Below are 12,973 nucleotides of genomic sequence, written 5' to 3'. Positions count from 1 at the left end.
GCTCGCCAGATACCCTTTCGCCACCCGATTCGCCGTGGTCCTGTCGAATCCAGACACCGCCTCGGTCTGATCAACCTGCTAGCGAGGACGACCGGACCTATCCGCTCAGGTCCTTGGAGGGACAACTTGCCAAGGCTTTCGAAGCGCCTCGTTTGCGTCGTTGCCGGGATGGTGGCGGTGGCGGGCTCGGTCGCCGTCACCCCCCGAGCCGAGGCGATCGACTCACCTTTGAATCTGCTGGGAACCGTGCGCCATCCGGTGTCGGGCGTCTACATGACAACAGGGACCACCGAGGCGTTCTCGACACCGGCGATCGCCGACATCACCGGCGACGGCAAGGTCGACATGGTGGTGGGCAGTGTCGACGGCCAACTGGAGGCCTACACGCTGCCCCGCCGTCGACTCATTTGGTCGATCTCGATGGGACGGACTGCTATCGAGTCGTCCCCGACCATCGTCGACCTCACCGGTGACGGTAAAAGCGACATCGTCGTGGGAACGATGGATGGGCGGGTCATGACCGTCGACGGTCCGTCGGGACGGGTGGTCCGCGTGTTCAGCGAGCAGTGGCCGCTGCACTGTCCACCGGGTACCGACTGTCGACCCCATGGGTTCTTCGCCACTCCCGCTGTGGCCGACATCGACGGTGACGGAGTCCTCGACATCGTCGCCCCCAGTTGGGATCACACCGTCTATGCGTGGTCCAGCGACGGTCGCTTCCTCTGGCGGCGCTACCTAGAGGACACGCTGTGGTCCAGCCCCGTGGTGGCCGACATCGACCGCAACGGCACTCCCGAGATCATCCTCGGTGGTGACATATGGGCTGGTAATCCGCTGGGGGCACCCGAGGGAGGTTTGGTGTGGATTCTCAACCGTGACGGGTCGACCTACCCCGGCTACCCCCGTTTCGTGCCGTTGCAGACCGTGTGGTCGACCCCGGCGGTGGCCGACATCAACCGCGATGGCTGGCTGGACGTGGTGGTGGGAACCGGAACCCACTTCCCCGATCCCGGTGGTCGATGGGTAGACGCCTTCACGGCCCGGACCGGTCGGTCACTAGCGGGCTGGCCTGTGGCGGTGGCTGGCAGGTCGATGACATCTCCGGCGTTGGGCCAACTCGATGGAGACCCCGGGCTCGAGGTGGTCACGGCATCGGAGGGCGGCTACCTGTACGCGTTCGACACCGACGGCCGCGAGATGTGGCGGAGCTGTGAGTCCGGTCACGCCAACGGATGCTTCGAGCGGTACAGCACCCATGGCGGGGTGGCCATAGCCGACGTCGACGACGACGGCGCCCAAGAGGTGATCGCCAGCCTGGACCACGAGCTGCGCGTGCACGACGGGGCAACAGGCCGCATCGAGGTCGCACGCCGGCTCAGCTCGGGCCTGGCCTTGACCCCAGCGTCGACTCCCGTTGTCGCCGATGTGGAGGGAACCACCCACATCGCCGTCACCTACTTCTTCGAACAGGCCACCCAGGTCGACCTCTTCTCCACGGGCAAGCGCTGGTGTCGGGCCGACTGGCCCACGTTCATGCGTGGATCGCGACGACTCGGCCGGTCCGACAACCTTCCGGGGGCGACGATCCCGTTCCGGTGTCCGGTCGAGTTCGTCGCCCAGCAGTACCGCGACTTCCTGGGACGAAACGCCGACCCGGCGGGGACTGCCCACTGGATGGATCGCCTCGATGCCGGTTGGGGTGGAGCCCGCGTCATCGGCTCGTTCATGAACTCCCCCGAGTACCGCCGAGTGGTGGCACCCGGGGTCAGGGCCCACCTAGCCGTCACCGGCACCTATCCGGTCTCAGCCCAGGCGGTGCGGGACGGCGCGGCCCGCATCCGTTCGGGTGAGTCAGCCTCGACGGTGGCCGACAGTGTGGTGGCGTCGACGGGTACCGACCGACTGCCACCCATCGACTTCGTGGGCCGCGTCTACTCGAACGTCTTCGGCCGAGCACCGTCGTTGGTCGAACTGACCCTTGCCGTACACCGGCTCCAGACCGGCGAGTCCCGGGGTTCGCTGGTTACAGGCTGGACCGAGAGCAGCGTCGGCGTCGGGCGCCTGTCGGCCCCGGTCGATGTGACCATGACCTATCTGGCCATGCTCGACCGGACCCCGGACCCCACTGGGTGGGCCTACTGGGTGAGTGCCACCCGACGAGGCGGGCTGGAGTCGCTCATCGGCGGGGTCCAGGCGTCAGCGGAATACCGCCGCCGGGTGGCTTGACCCGAGCCCGCTGGAGCGACGTCACGTAGCCTAGGCCCAAAGCGCTCGGCGTCTGGCGCTCGGGGCCGAGACCCCTCCGATCAGCGCAGGCCGAGTTTGCGGGAACAGGCGGGCCAGTGTCCCCAGCCTCCGCTGGCTCGAAGGCGTTCACCCATTGCGATCTGGGTCTCTCGGGAGGCTTCGTGGGGATAGCCCACACCACCGACGGCTTGCCACGACGACAACGAGAACTGGAGACCGCCGTAGTAGCCGTTGCCGGTGTTGATCGCCCAGTTCCCACCGGATTCACAACCGGCGAGCGCATCCCAGACGCTGCCGCTGTCTACCGGCGGCGCAACCTGGGGCCGGGCCTCGGCCTCGCGGGCGGCGTCACGGGAGGCCTGCCGAGCCGCTTGCTCCTGGGCCTTGGCCTCAGCTTCGCGCCGAGCCAGTTCGGCTTGGGCCGCTGCTGCCTGGCGGGCCGCTTCCTCCTCGGCGGCCAGGCGAGCCTGCTCGGCCTTGGCGGCCTGGGTGGAGGTAATCGAAGCGCTGAGCCAGCGGGCCGAAGCCTCGGCCTGTTCGGCCGATCCGGCGGCGGCGAAGCCAGCCACTCGGCCGACGACCTCGAGGGCGCCGTCCTCGGTGACCTGGTTCTGGGAGCCGGCGGCGCGCTGGCTCGCCTGCCTCGTCGACACGGGCGCCGCCGCGGGCTGGGCAGCGACCATCGGCGCCGCGAGGGCCGTGAGCGCAATGGCAAGGGCACCGATCCGGGCTGGACGCCGGGTGGCACGTTCGATGAACGTGCCGGCGGTACTCGGGGGTTGGTCAGATGACGCGGTGCGTCGCTTCATGGGGTGGGGCTCCTTCTTCGAGCGATGGAGGGCCGGGGACGTCACTCGCCCACGCCGGTTACCTCCGGGTGAAGGCAGTGTGACAGGTTGCGGAGGAAACCGTAACCCTTTTGTCATGTGGTGATCGTCACTATCGATGATCCGAATAGTTGTCATCACCACTAGCGATTCGCATCTCGCCAAGGTGGGGAGGCCATCAGGCGAGCCAACCCACAAGCACGGCATGGCTGAACCGAGGCAAAGCCTCGGTCTGATCAACCTCGCAGCGACGACGGCCGGACCTGTCCGCTCGCGTCCTAGGCCTGGATCCATCGATGGGTGGGCGGTCTACCAGTGGCCTCGGTGGAGGACCTCTCCCAATGGACTTCGCGGACGCTGCGCCGATCTCCCCCGCTCGATGTCATCGTCGGAGCGGTGGCCGATGGCGATGGTGGCTACCAGGCGGCGATCACTCGGGATGTTGAACTGGCGAGCCACCGCGGCCTCGTGTTCGAACAAGCCGAACAGACATGCCCCCAGGCTGGCGTCGACCGCGGCCAGCAACAGGTTCTGTGCCACCGCCCCGGCATCTACCCACCAATAGGGCACTGACCAGCGTTCGACACCCTCACCCAGTCCGGTGCGGGCCTTGTCTGGCTCGGAGTACCGCTCGACATAGGAGTTGGGCCGTACCACCACCACCACCAGCACCGGTGCCAACAACAGTCCGGGCCACCTGAAACCCGACCGCCGCGGTTCTGGCAGCGTCACATCCCAGTACCTTCCCACCGCAGCTTCGGAGTCGAGCACCAAGAACTCACAAGCCTGGGTGTTACCCGCTGACGGAGCCCGGCGAGCGATGTCGCAAAGATCATCGACCATCCCGTCAGCCAAGGCATCGGGTCGGAACGACCTCACCATCGACCGAGCCCGAACCGCCTGTCGCAGCTCCATCGCTACTTCACCTGACCATCAGCCCGACCGGTTCGGCACAAGACCTGACCATCGGGCCGATCTGGGACGGGAAGACGAACCAACGCCCACCCGCTCCGCCGCTGGCATGCCGCGGGTCAGGCCAACTTCAGGAGGTCGTCGGCCATGGCCCAGCCGAAAGCGATGAGAGCATCGCCTCGGTTGGCGTTCACCTTCACGAAGAAGTCGGCGTATCCGGGGTCGAGCTTCTCGGGACGCAGCGACTCATGGTCTAGCGACTCCGGATAGGCCCCATCGCCGCGAATGATGAAGGAACGCTCGTCGTAGCGGGCCGTTTCGATGCCGAAACGCTTGGCCAGACGGCGGCCCCACGCCCGCTCCTCGCCGGTGGCCACGTAGCCGGGCCTCGGCACGATGTCTGTCAGGTTGCGGAAGGCGTCGTAACCCGACACCGACGGCAGCCTCGTGCCGACCAACACGTCCTCGTCTGGGAACGCGAGCACGGCCCGACGCAGCTGGTCGGTGACCATGGCCCGCAACACCGTGTCCCGCTTGGCGGTGCGCTTGACCGAAGCCAACCCGATTATCACGCTCGGCGTACCGCCGATGCGCTCCAGGGTGCTGAACGAGAACCCCTTGATGCGGTCGTTCTCGCGAGCGAGCGTCACCAGTACCCAGGAGTCCTTGGCCTTGGAGAGCACTCCGACCTCATAACGGCTCGGCCCATCGGCACACAGGTCCGCTAGGTCAGCCAACTCGGCATCGCCTAGTGCTGTGCAGTCTTTGGTCTCGATGTCGATAGCCATGAGCCTGCCTCGACCCCCAGAAGTTGGCGGATTGGTGCCCATCAAGTCCAGTCGACCAGCCCAGCGAACGCAAACCGGGCCGCCATGACCTCGGTCCGCGCGACGAACGTGGAAGTATCGAGGTGCCACGAACCGTGTCCGACCGGAGTCTCATCGTGCCCAAACCCGCTCTCCTCCGACTTACTGCAACCGCCGTCGCCGTGCTTGCCGTTCCTGCTCTGCTCACCGGCTGCAGCGAGAAGGAGAAGACGCCGGCCGAGCAACGACGCGAGCGGGTGGAACGCCGCCTACTGCTGTCGTTCACCGATGAACAGGTGGACTGCATGCTCGACAGGTTCGACAGCCAACTTATGGCAGCTCTGGATCGTGAGTCCGGCCTGCCCGAGGGCCAGACCCTCATCGACTACACCGAGGCGGCTCGAGAGTGCGTGGTCGCCGAAGGCACAGCTACCACGACATCACAGACATCGAACGTTCCGCCGCAGACCGACTCCACCGACTCCACGCAGCCTCAGGCGTCAAACCCCACCGCCGAGGAGGGTGCCACCACTTCGGCTCCCTAAGGTCCTCACGGCTATGGACCCGAGCGGATAGGTCCAGTCGTCGTCGCTGCGAAGGTGATCAGACCGAGGCTTCGCCTCGGTTTAGCCATGCCGTGCTTATGGGTCGGTCCGCCTATCGGCGCACCTCATAAGTCTGGTCGTCGTCGCTGCATGGCTCCCCGCCCGCCTTCTCGACGACCTCAGGTGAGAGCGAAGACCACCGCAGCGGTGGCCCCGAAGACCACCACCACCCGACGCAACACGGCCTCGCTAACCAGTCCCGAGACCCGGGCTCCCACATAGCCGCCTACCAGGGTGGCTGGAGCCCCCACCGCTACCGCCCACCACTCGACCGGACCGAACAGTCCGAAGACAACGAGGCTGACGGTGGCATCGGCAACCGACAACGCCGCCTTGATCGCGTTGAGCCGATGGAAGGGAGCATCGATGGTGACGCCCAGTACCGCCAGCAGCAACACGCCGAGGCCAGCACCGAAATATCCGCCGTAGACGGTGGCCCCAAGCACGCCCGCTGGCGCGGCCCAGCGACTCCGTCCGACGACACCGGCACCAACGGAGGCAACCACCCTGGGCTGGAGTGCGATCAGAACGCTGGCAACCCCGAGAAGTACAGGGACGACGATGTCGAACGAAGCCTCCGACGTGGCAAGCAACAGGCTGCACCCGAGTGTGGAACCGGCCACCGTTGCCGCCACCAGCGGGGGGATGCGACGGCGTTCCTCGAGGACCTCGCCCCGAAATCCGACAACACCACCGACGTAACCAGGAAGGGTGATGACCGAGTTGGTGACGTTGGCCGCCAACGCACCCATGCCAGTCGCAGTCAGCGCCGGGAACAACAGAAGGGATCCGCCGCCGGCCATCGAGTTGACCACACCGCAGCCGAACGCGGCGAGCGCCACCACCACCAGGTCGACCGACATGGCGGCCCAGGCTAGGCACGTGCCGGGCGACACCAGCGACCACTGTCCGAGACCGAAAGAATGCGAGCCGATTGCGGTCTGATCAACCTGGTCGCGACGACGACTGGACCTATCCGCTCGGGTCCTAGGCCAGGATCGAGACTGGGAGACGTCTTGCGAACTCGTTGACGCACCGAGGCCGTCGGCGGGCCGGCAAGCCGTTGGAGGGCCGGACCTTCACAGGTTCCGACCCTCCAACGTGGAGGTGGCGCCGGGAATCGAACCCGGGTACAGGGCTTTGCAGGCCCTTGCCTAAGCCACTCGGCCACGCCACCGTGACCGGGACACTCTAGATGCCCGATGGGGCCCATCAGCACAATAGAAGGCGCGACCAGCGGCAGCCTTGTACGCTCTGGGATACGAGGCCCTCGTACGGAGAGTCTCAAACACAGAGAGAGAAATGCATTGGCAACTGGCACCGTGAAGTTCTTCAACGCCGAGAAGGGCTACGGATTCATCACCCGAGAAGAGGGCGCAGACGTTTTCGTCCACTTCTCCAACATCCAGGGCTCCGGCTACAAGACGCTCGAAGAGGGCCAGAACGTCAAGTTCGACATCGCCCCCGGCCGCAAGGGCGACGAGGCACAGAACGTGCGGGTCGTCTGACCGACAACGTTCGACAAGCCTGAAGTAGCCACCGGCTCCGGCCGGTGGCTACTTCACTTTTGGGCCGTGCCGACGGACCACCTCCGGTTCGCGTCACGGCCTAGCCCGATGGACACCCAACCGGCCAGGGTCGCCCCCGGCCCGGGCTCCAGCAGGCAAACTGTTTCCCGTCCGAGCCGTCGAGGAGGCCCCAGTGACTGAGACCACCACCTGCCCCACCTGCGCGGCGTCGCTGCCTGCAGCGGCGGCGTTCTGCACCAACTGCGGCACGAAGCTCACGCCTGCTCCGCCGCCACTACCCGATCCGACCGTGGTCGGCGGACCGATGCCAACCGACCCCACTCAGGCGTTCCAAGCTCCTCCTACGTCGGTCACACCTCCGCCGCCACCCGCAGAACCGTCACCGACCGGTTCGATGCCATGGCAACCCGCCGACGACCCGAACAGCCCTTGGGCCCAGACACCGACCGAGCCCGCCACCCCGACGCAAGCCCAGACCCCAGGTGGGCCACCCACCGAGACCAACGTGCCCGCGTGGGTTCACGCCGCCCAGGCACTCACGACAACACCGCCTGCCCCGCCGGCGCCGCCCACCGCCGTGACCGGGGCTGGTTTCCCGCCCCCTGCGACCGCACCAGCCTCGTCACCAAATGCGGGAGGTTCTCCGGCCGGCGCGATCCTGGCTCTTATTGGGGGCGTCCTCACGCTCGTCGGCACCTTCCTTCCTTGGGTCACGAACAACCTCTCCGATGCTGGACTCAGTGGGTGGGACCTCACCAGCGGCAGCAAGGGCTTCCTGCTACCAGACGGCAGTCTGTTGACCTTTGATTCTCCAGATCCGTATGCACTCCTCGCACTAGGAGCCCTGGCCCTATTCGTGGGTGTCATGTCGTTCGGGCCTGCTACACGAAAGGTGGCCAGGGTCCTGGCCGTCGTGTCAGGCCTGGTGGTGATCGCACTCCTGGTACGAGACTGGATGTCTCTGGCCCAGGTGGTCACAGACCAGGCTCCGACCAGCTTCGAGGTCTCCAGCGCTTTCGGCTTCTATGTGACGATCGCCGGCGGTGCAATCACCGCGCTGAGCGCCCTGATGCCATCCAAACGCTGAACCCGATCAGCCCGGGGCCTAGGTTCCTGCACACCTCGAACCAACATGGGCCTTTCGGCCCAGATGGATGAAAATCCCTCAAAACGACTTCAGGTAGGCCGAACCCAACGATCGGGAACAGTCCGAGAACGCTCCTCGCCAAGGAAGGCTGAGAAATGGGTCGTATCGCCAGGTCCGCTTTCGGGGTCATCGCCGTCGTACCTCTGCTTCTTACGTCCTGCGGTGGTGGAGGATCAGACGGGGCCAATGTCGACGTTCCCGACCTGAGCGCAGATCCGGTGGAGAGCGGCTTCAACCCCGACGTCAAGCCGACCCGTGGCGGACAGCTCGTATACGGCCTCGAGGCCGACACCACCACCTTCTGTCTGCCAGAGGCCCAATTGGCCATCTCTGGCATCCAGATCGCCAGGGCGATCTTCGACCCCTTAGTGGTACCGGATGGCGACGGGCGCTACTCCCCCTACCTGGCCAAATCTGTCGAGGCCAGCGACGACTTCAAGACCTGGACCATCGAGCTTCGCCCAGGCATCACCTTCCACGACGGAAGCAAGCTCACCGCCGAGGTCCTGAAGAACAACCTCGACGCGTACCGCGGAAAGTACTCCTCGCGGGCCGCGCTCCTCATCGCCTTCGTGTTCGAGGACATCGAGTCGGTCGAAGTCGTCGGCGACCTGTCTGTGCAGGTCAAGACGAAGGTTCCATGGGTGGCATTCCCCGCCGCCCTGTACAGCTCAGGCCGCATCGGAATCGTTGCCCAGGCTCAACTCGATGCCAGCAAGGAAGACTGTGGCCTCAAGCCCATCGGCACCGGGCCGTTCAAGCTCAACGATTGGCAGCAGGGCCAGAGCGTCAAGCTGATCCGCAACGACAAGTACTGGTTGAAGGCCCCTGATGGCAAGCCATACCCCTACGTGGATTCGATCGACTTCCGACCCATCTCCAGCGACGGAAGTCGAGTGGCAGCGCTGCGGAGCGGCGAAATCAACATCATGCACTCCAGTGCATCGGCTGACATCGCCCGCAACCTGACCCGTTTGAGCTCGGACCGAGCGGCCAACATGATCGTCAGCGATGAATACACCGAGACCGCGTACTTCATGCTCAACACCACCCGAGGGCCCTTCAGCGAGCAGGCAACTCGGGTCGCAGCCGCACAGGCGATCGACCGAGAGAAGCTCAACGAGATATCGAACTTTGGTTTCCCCGAACTGGCCAGCGGACCGTTCGCCAGCGAGGTCCTCGGCCACCTGAAGGACAACGGGTTTCCCAAATACGACCCCGCAGCGGCCAAGGCCTACGTCGACAAGCTCAAGGCCTCCGGAGGCGACACCGCCTTCACGCTGGTGTCGACCAACAACCCCTCGACCCTTGGGATCTCGATCCTGGCCAAGGAGATGCTCGAAAAGGCGGGGTTCACGGTCACAGTCGAGGTGGAGGAACAGGTCGACCTGATCCAGAGGGCCATCGACAAGGACTTCGACATGATGTACTTCCGCAACCAACCCGGAGATGACCCCGATTCCAACCAGATCTGGTGGAGCGGGGCCAGCATCGTCAACTTCAACGGCTTCCAAGATCAAGCGATCGACGACAACCTGAACGAAGGACGAACGGTCTCATCAGAGAAGGCTCGGCGTGAAGCCTACGAGGCGGTCAACCGCCGATTGGGTGAACAGGCCTACAACATCTACCTGTTCTTCCAACCCTGGGCCGTTGCCATGGCTCCCAACATCCACGGCGTCCTCGGGCCGGACCTACCCGCCGGCGATCCCCCATCTCAGCGCCTGGTCACCGGCCACCCGCTGATCGGTCTGTGGATCGAAGGCGCGAGCCAGGCGAGCACCGCCGAGTAGCGCCGATTAGCGCCGAGTAGCGCCGAGTAGCGCCGACGCTCATGCCTCGCCTGCATCGACACGACGAGGTGGACCGCATTCGAACAGTCGAGGGATGTCGACGACACGAAACCCGCGCTCGGTTAGGCCTTGAAGTAGAGCAGGCAAAGCCGCGATGGTCCTGGATCGGTCGCTGCGCTTGCTCTCGGGAAGATCGACGGCTCCGCTGCCGTCGTGGGCCAACAGGACATCGCCCGGCATGGCGCCCGCCACCATCCGAGCGACGGCGCGGTCCGGGCTCTGATCTCTCAAGTGTCGCTCCACCGAGGTCGTCCAGAACACGCTTTGGTAGTCCTGAGCGGTGATGAACGCGCCCACGACCTCGTCGGTCATCCCATAGGGCGGTCTGACCAGCGACGGCACCGGTGCCCCCGCGGCACGCAGGTCAGCCGCGCCCCGCAGGATCTCCTCGAAGGCTTCCTCGGCGGCCAACAGGTCGAGCGCCCGATGACTCCGTGTGTGGTTGCCGATCGAGTGGCCACCGCTTTGCACCGCCATGACGAGCTCGGGGTGGGCCAAAGCGTTCAACCCAACCTGAAAGAAGGTGCCGTGGCTGCGGTGTAGGGCCAACACGTCCAAGACATCGGTGGTGTACCGAGCGTCTGGACCATCATCGAAGCTGATTGCCACCACCTTCTCGTCGGTGTCCACCCCGAACACGGCGTTCGGTTCTACTGCCATGCGTCGGCCAAGGTTGGTGGTGCGTGGTCTCCGCCCGAGCACCTTGTCCACCGGCGACCCGGGGCCATCAGACCCGAGTCGTTCCAGAACCACTCCCCCGCCGAACGCACAGGCAGCAACCCCGCCGCACAGGGCCAAAACCTGACGCCGTGAAAACGCGGTCCTCCCCTGTGGCTCGGGTTGTGCAACAGGAGTTGACATCGCCGAGAAAGGGTAACGACCTCGGCGACACCATCAACTCTGCGAACGCGTCCGCTACGAGCGCCTGAGTCGCGACCCCGTTGAGCTCAGCTCGTCGGAGCACGGAAGCCACCTCGACGAAGTAGTGCTCGGGTACCCACCCACGCATCGACACCCTTGGCCAGACCTTGTCGAGCCTCGCTACCTGCCGGCACCCGCGAACACGTAGGCGTCCGGTCCGAGCTTTACCTCCGCCCGGACAGCTCGCTCAACCTCGGACCGGTAGAGCAGCCCGAAGGCCGAAACGGCGAAAGGCCCCCGAAGGGGCCTTCCACCAGCACTTCTATGGAGCGGACGACCGGATTCGAACCGGCGACCCTCACCTTGGCAAGGTGCTCGGGAACAGGGTCGTTCAGGCCCGGTAACCGTTGTGCCACAAGGGTTCACCGGCGACTCCTCCCTGGTTGGGCACAATTCTGGGCACAATTCCGCTGGATCGGGCCTTCCGGTGCGTCCCGTACCCACGGGTGTCGAGCTGTGGTGGCGTGTAGCTTGTCGGGCTTCTCGCAACACCCTTCGCTGAAGCTCGCAGCGGTCCTACCGTGGTCACCATGGCGTTCGAGCGCATCACGACCGACCCGGCCCGCATGGGCGGTGTTCCCTGCATCCGCGACCTCCGCTTCCCGGTCGCGACCGTGGTCGCCATGGTCGCCGACGGAATGACCGTCGAGGAGATCCTCGCCGAGCACCCTGACCTCGAGGCCGAAGACGTGACCGAGAGCCTCCGCTACGCCGCCGTCGCTTGAGAGGCCGTCGAGTCCGGGATCAGTCTGAGAGAACCTACCCGGCCAACCCACCCACACCGCTCCGCCCCACGCGCTCCCGTTGCGTATCCTCGTGAGATGGAACTCCGGCCGGGCGTGGCCATCGACGATGAGGTGTTGGCCGACTTCGCCGCTCGTCACGGCATCCAACGCCTCTCCGCCTTCGGATCGGTTTTGCGCACCGACTTCAACGCCAAGAGCGACGTAGACCTCCTGGTCGAGTTCGAACCCAACCGGACGCCCGGCCTGTTTGGCATAGCCGCGATGGAGCTGGAGCTGGGTGCCGCGCTCGGCAGGGAGGTCGAGCTCCGCACCTACGGGGACCTGAGTCGTCACTTCCGCGACCAGGTGCGCGAGACGGCCGTCGATCTCTATGCGGCCTGACGACACCATCCGGCTGCTCCACCTTCGCGAGGCTGCCACCACTGCGCTCCGTTTCACCGAGGGCCGTACCAGATCCGACCTCGACGACGACGAGATGCTTCGGCTCGCCTTGACCAAGCTCATCGAGATCGTGGGAGAAGCCGCCAAGCAGGTGAGCATCGAAGGCAAGGCGGAGTACCCCGCTGTGCCATGGTCCGCCGCCTCCCGGATGCGCGATCGGCTCGTCCACCACTACTTCGACATCGACATCGATGTCTTGTGGGCCACGATCAGCCACGACCTTCCCGCAGTCCTCGCCGCCTTGGACGAACCACGCCCCTGACAGCCCACCGCGATCCGACCCCGCCCGCTCAACAACCACTGGTCGCTCGCTCCATCGTGATCGACGTTCCCGATCGGCCGACCGGCTCGAACCCGAGCCGCTCATAGAGCCGGACAGCCGGTGATCTTGGGTCGACACTGAGACTGACGCGCAGGACCCCTCGTGCAGCTGCGTGGTCCAGCACCATCTCGATCAGGGTCGTCCCCAAGCCCCTCCCTCTCGCTGGATCCGTCACTGCGACTGTCAGCTCAGGCACGTCGTCGTCGACCCAGCCGTAGCCAGGAGCGTCGCGGGGAAAGACCCGTACCCAGCAAGCGCCGACCGGGACCTCACCGTCGAGAGCTACAACACCAAAGTCTCCACAGGCGGCTCCGAACCCTCGAAGTAGTGCCCGAGCTGGGGTTCGTCGAGGATGGACTCGGGGAAAGGATCCTCGCCCTCGTGCACGTAGAGCGCCTTGTAGAGGCATCGATCGACTTCGACTTCGACAGTCGCCAGTTGGCTGGCGAAGGACTCGATGCGTGCTTCGCGTTCCTTCGAACCGTGGGACGAGCGCTCGAGAAGCCGGTCCTGTTGAAGCACGAAGGCGTCGATGCCTGGGCGCTCGCGAAGTATGACCCTGAAGTCGACGACATCGTCGCCGAGGACCGCCGCCCCGGATAGCGATGGTCAACGCG

Annotated in this window: 15 protein-coding genes and 1 tRNA gene; 9 read left to right on the top strand and 7 right to left on the bottom strand. The window is 65.5% G+C overall.

What is annotated here, in order from left to right; all coding sequences use genetic code 11:
* Positions 1-126: 126 nt before the first annotated feature.
* Entirely contained in the window at positions 127-2,226 is a 2,100-nt protein-coding gene (locus tag IPG97_08815; protein MBK6856629.1) for a VCBS repeat-containing protein, read from the top strand.
* A gap of 80 nt (positions 2,227-2,306) precedes the next feature.
* Here the strand turns inward: IPG97_08815 and IPG97_08810 are convergent, their stop codons facing one another.
* From IPG97_08810 to IPG97_08800, 3 genes are all read right to left on the bottom strand, one after another.
* Positions 2,307-2,930 carry a transglycosylase family protein gene (locus tag IPG97_08810; protein ID MBK6856628.1) on the bottom strand — a complete coding sequence of 208 codons (624 nt, stop codon included), beginning with the start codon at positions 2,928-2,930 and terminating at the stop codon, positions 2,307-2,309.
* A gap of 453 nt (positions 2,931-3,383) precedes the next feature.
* Positions 3,384-3,989 (bottom strand): nitroreductase family protein, encoded by a 606-nt coding sequence (locus IPG97_08805; protein MBK6856627.1) that lies wholly within the window; start codon positions 3,987-3,989, stop codon positions 3,384-3,386.
* 116 nt (positions 3,990-4,105) lie between these two features.
* Positions 4,106-4,774: a hypothetical protein gene (locus IPG97_08800; GenBank protein ID MBK6856626.1), complete on the bottom strand. Its 669-nt coding sequence runs from the start codon at positions 4,772-4,774 to the stop codon at positions 4,106-4,108.
* 134 nt (positions 4,775-4,908) lie between these two features.
* On the opposite strand from IPG97_08800, the gene IPG97_08795 reads away from it, so the two are divergent.
* Positions 4,909-5,337, top strand: a complete 429-nt coding sequence (locus IPG97_08795) for a hypothetical protein (protein MBK6856625.1) — start codon at positions 4,909-4,911, stop codon at positions 5,335-5,337.
* A gap of 179 nt (positions 5,338-5,516) precedes the next feature.
* Here IPG97_08795 and IPG97_08790 read toward each other — a convergent pair whose 3' ends face one another.
* Both IPG97_08790 and IPG97_08785 read right to left on the bottom strand, forming a co-directional pair.
* A complete protein-coding gene (locus tag IPG97_08790; protein ID MBK6856624.1) occupies positions 5,517-6,260 on the bottom strand; it encodes a sulfite exporter TauE/SafE family protein in 744 nt (247 codons plus the stop codon).
* 239 nt (positions 6,261-6,499) lie between these two features.
* Positions 6,500-6,574, bottom strand: a tRNA-Cys gene (locus IPG97_08785).
* A gap of 130 nt (positions 6,575-6,704) precedes the next feature.
* On the opposite strand from IPG97_08785, the gene IPG97_08780 reads away from it, so the two are divergent.
* The 3 genes from IPG97_08780 to IPG97_08770 all read left to right on the top strand — a co-directional run bounded on the left by IPG97_08780 (position 6,705) and on the right by IPG97_08770 (position 9,866).
* Complete coding sequence (locus tag IPG97_08780; GenBank protein MBK6856623.1) at positions 6,705-6,905, top strand: cold-shock protein; 201 nt, start codon at positions 6,705-6,707, stop codon at positions 6,903-6,905.
* Between the two features lie 193 nt (positions 6,906-7,098).
* Positions 7,099-8,013 (top strand): hypothetical protein, encoded by a 915-nt coding sequence (locus IPG97_08775; protein MBK6856622.1) that lies wholly within the window; start codon positions 7,099-7,101, stop codon positions 8,011-8,013.
* A gap of 155 nt (positions 8,014-8,168) precedes the next feature.
* Entirely contained in the window at positions 8,169-9,866 is a 1,698-nt protein-coding gene (locus IPG97_08770; GenBank protein MBK6856621.1) for an ABC transporter substrate-binding protein, read from the top strand.
* A 39-nt stretch (positions 9,867-9,905) separates the two neighbouring features.
* Here IPG97_08770 and IPG97_08765 read toward each other — a convergent pair whose 3' ends face one another.
* Positions 9,906-10,586 carry a polysaccharide deacetylase family protein gene (locus tag IPG97_08765; protein ID MBK6856620.1) on the bottom strand — a complete coding sequence of 227 codons (681 nt, stop codon included), beginning with the start codon at positions 10,584-10,586 and terminating at the stop codon, positions 9,906-9,908.
* Positions 10,587-11,377: 791 nt separating this feature from the next.
* On the opposite strand from IPG97_08765, the gene IPG97_08760 reads away from it, so the two are divergent.
* The 3 genes from IPG97_08760 (at position 11,378) to IPG97_08750 (ending at position 12,296) form a co-directional block, all read left to right on the top strand.
* A complete protein-coding gene (locus IPG97_08760) occupies positions 11,378-11,572 on the top strand; it encodes a DUF433 domain-containing protein (GenBank protein ID MBK6856619.1) in 195 nt (64 codons plus the stop codon).
* Between the two features lie 96 nt (positions 11,573-11,668).
* The gene (locus IPG97_08755) at positions 11,669-11,974 is read left to right on the top strand and encodes a nucleotidyltransferase domain-containing protein (protein MBK6856618.1); all 306 of its coding nucleotides are present in this window, start codon (positions 11,669-11,671) and stop codon (positions 11,972-11,974) included.
* Complete coding sequence (locus IPG97_08750) at positions 11,964-12,296, top strand: DUF86 domain-containing protein (protein MBK6856617.1); 333 nt, start codon at positions 11,964-11,966, stop codon at positions 12,294-12,296. The genes IPG97_08755 and IPG97_08750 overlap by 11 nt, the downstream gene beginning before the upstream one ends.
* 28 nt (positions 12,297-12,324) lie before the next feature.
* Here the strand turns inward: IPG97_08750 and IPG97_08745 are convergent, their stop codons facing one another.
* The gene (locus IPG97_08745; protein ID MBK6856616.1) at positions 12,325-12,765 is read right to left on the bottom strand and encodes a GNAT family N-acetyltransferase; all 441 of its coding nucleotides are present in this window, start codon (positions 12,763-12,765) and stop codon (positions 12,325-12,327) included.
* Here IPG97_08745 and IPG97_08740 point away from each other — a divergent pair.
* Entirely contained in the window at positions 12,684-12,959 is a 276-nt protein-coding gene (locus IPG97_08740) for a hypothetical protein (protein ID MBK6856615.1), read from the top strand. The genes IPG97_08745 and IPG97_08740 overlap by 82 nt on opposite strands.
* Positions 12,960-12,973 lie beyond the last annotated feature (14 nt).

It is taken from the genome of Microthrixaceae bacterium, assembly GCA_016702505.1.
Lineage (GTDB): Bacteria > Actinomycetota > Acidimicrobiia > Acidimicrobiales > Iamiaceae > Aquihabitans.
This window is presented reverse-complemented; position numbering and strand designations above follow the sequence as displayed.

What these genes read in the sequence shown, in the direction of transcription:
- IPG97_08810 (MBK6856628.1), bottom strand. Translation starts at nt 2,930, where the DNA reads ATGGTCGCTGCCCAGCCCGCGGCGGCGCCCGTGTCGACGAGGCAGGCG.
- IPG97_08805 (MBK6856627.1), bottom strand. Translation starts at nt 3,989, where the DNA reads ATGGAGCTGCGACAGGCGGTTCGGGCTCGGTCGATGGTGAGGTCGTTC.
- IPG97_08800 (MBK6856626.1), bottom strand. Translation starts at nt 4,774, where the DNA reads ATGGCTATCGACATCGAGACCAAAGACTGCACAGCACTAGGCGATGCC.
- IPG97_08790 (MBK6856624.1), bottom strand. Translation starts at nt 6,260, where the DNA reads ATGTCGGTCGACCTGGTGGTGGTGGCGCTCGCCGCGTTCGGCTGCGGT.
- IPG97_08770 (MBK6856621.1), top strand. Translation starts at nt 8,169, where the DNA reads ATGGGTCGTATCGCCAGGTCCGCTTTCGGGGTCATCGCCGTCGTACCT.
- IPG97_08765 (MBK6856620.1), bottom strand. Translation starts at nt 10,586, where the DNA reads ATGGCAGTAGAACCGAACGCCGTGTTCGGGGTGGACACCGACGAGAAG.
- IPG97_08760 (MBK6856619.1), top strand. Translation starts at nt 11,378, where the DNA reads ATGGCGTTCGAGCGCATCACGACCGACCCGGCCCGCATGGGCGGTGTT.
- IPG97_08755 (MBK6856618.1), top strand. Translation starts at nt 11,669, where the DNA reads ATGGAACTCCGGCCGGGCGTGGCCATCGACGATGAGGTGTTGGCCGAC.
- IPG97_08750 (MBK6856617.1), top strand. Translation starts at nt 11,964, where the DNA reads ATGCGGCCTGACGACACCATCCGGCTGCTCCACCTTCGCGAGGCTGCC.
- IPG97_08745 (MBK6856616.1), bottom strand. Translation starts at nt 12,765, where the DNA reads ATGCCTCTACAAGGCGCTCTACGTGCACGAGGGCGAGGATCCTTTCCC.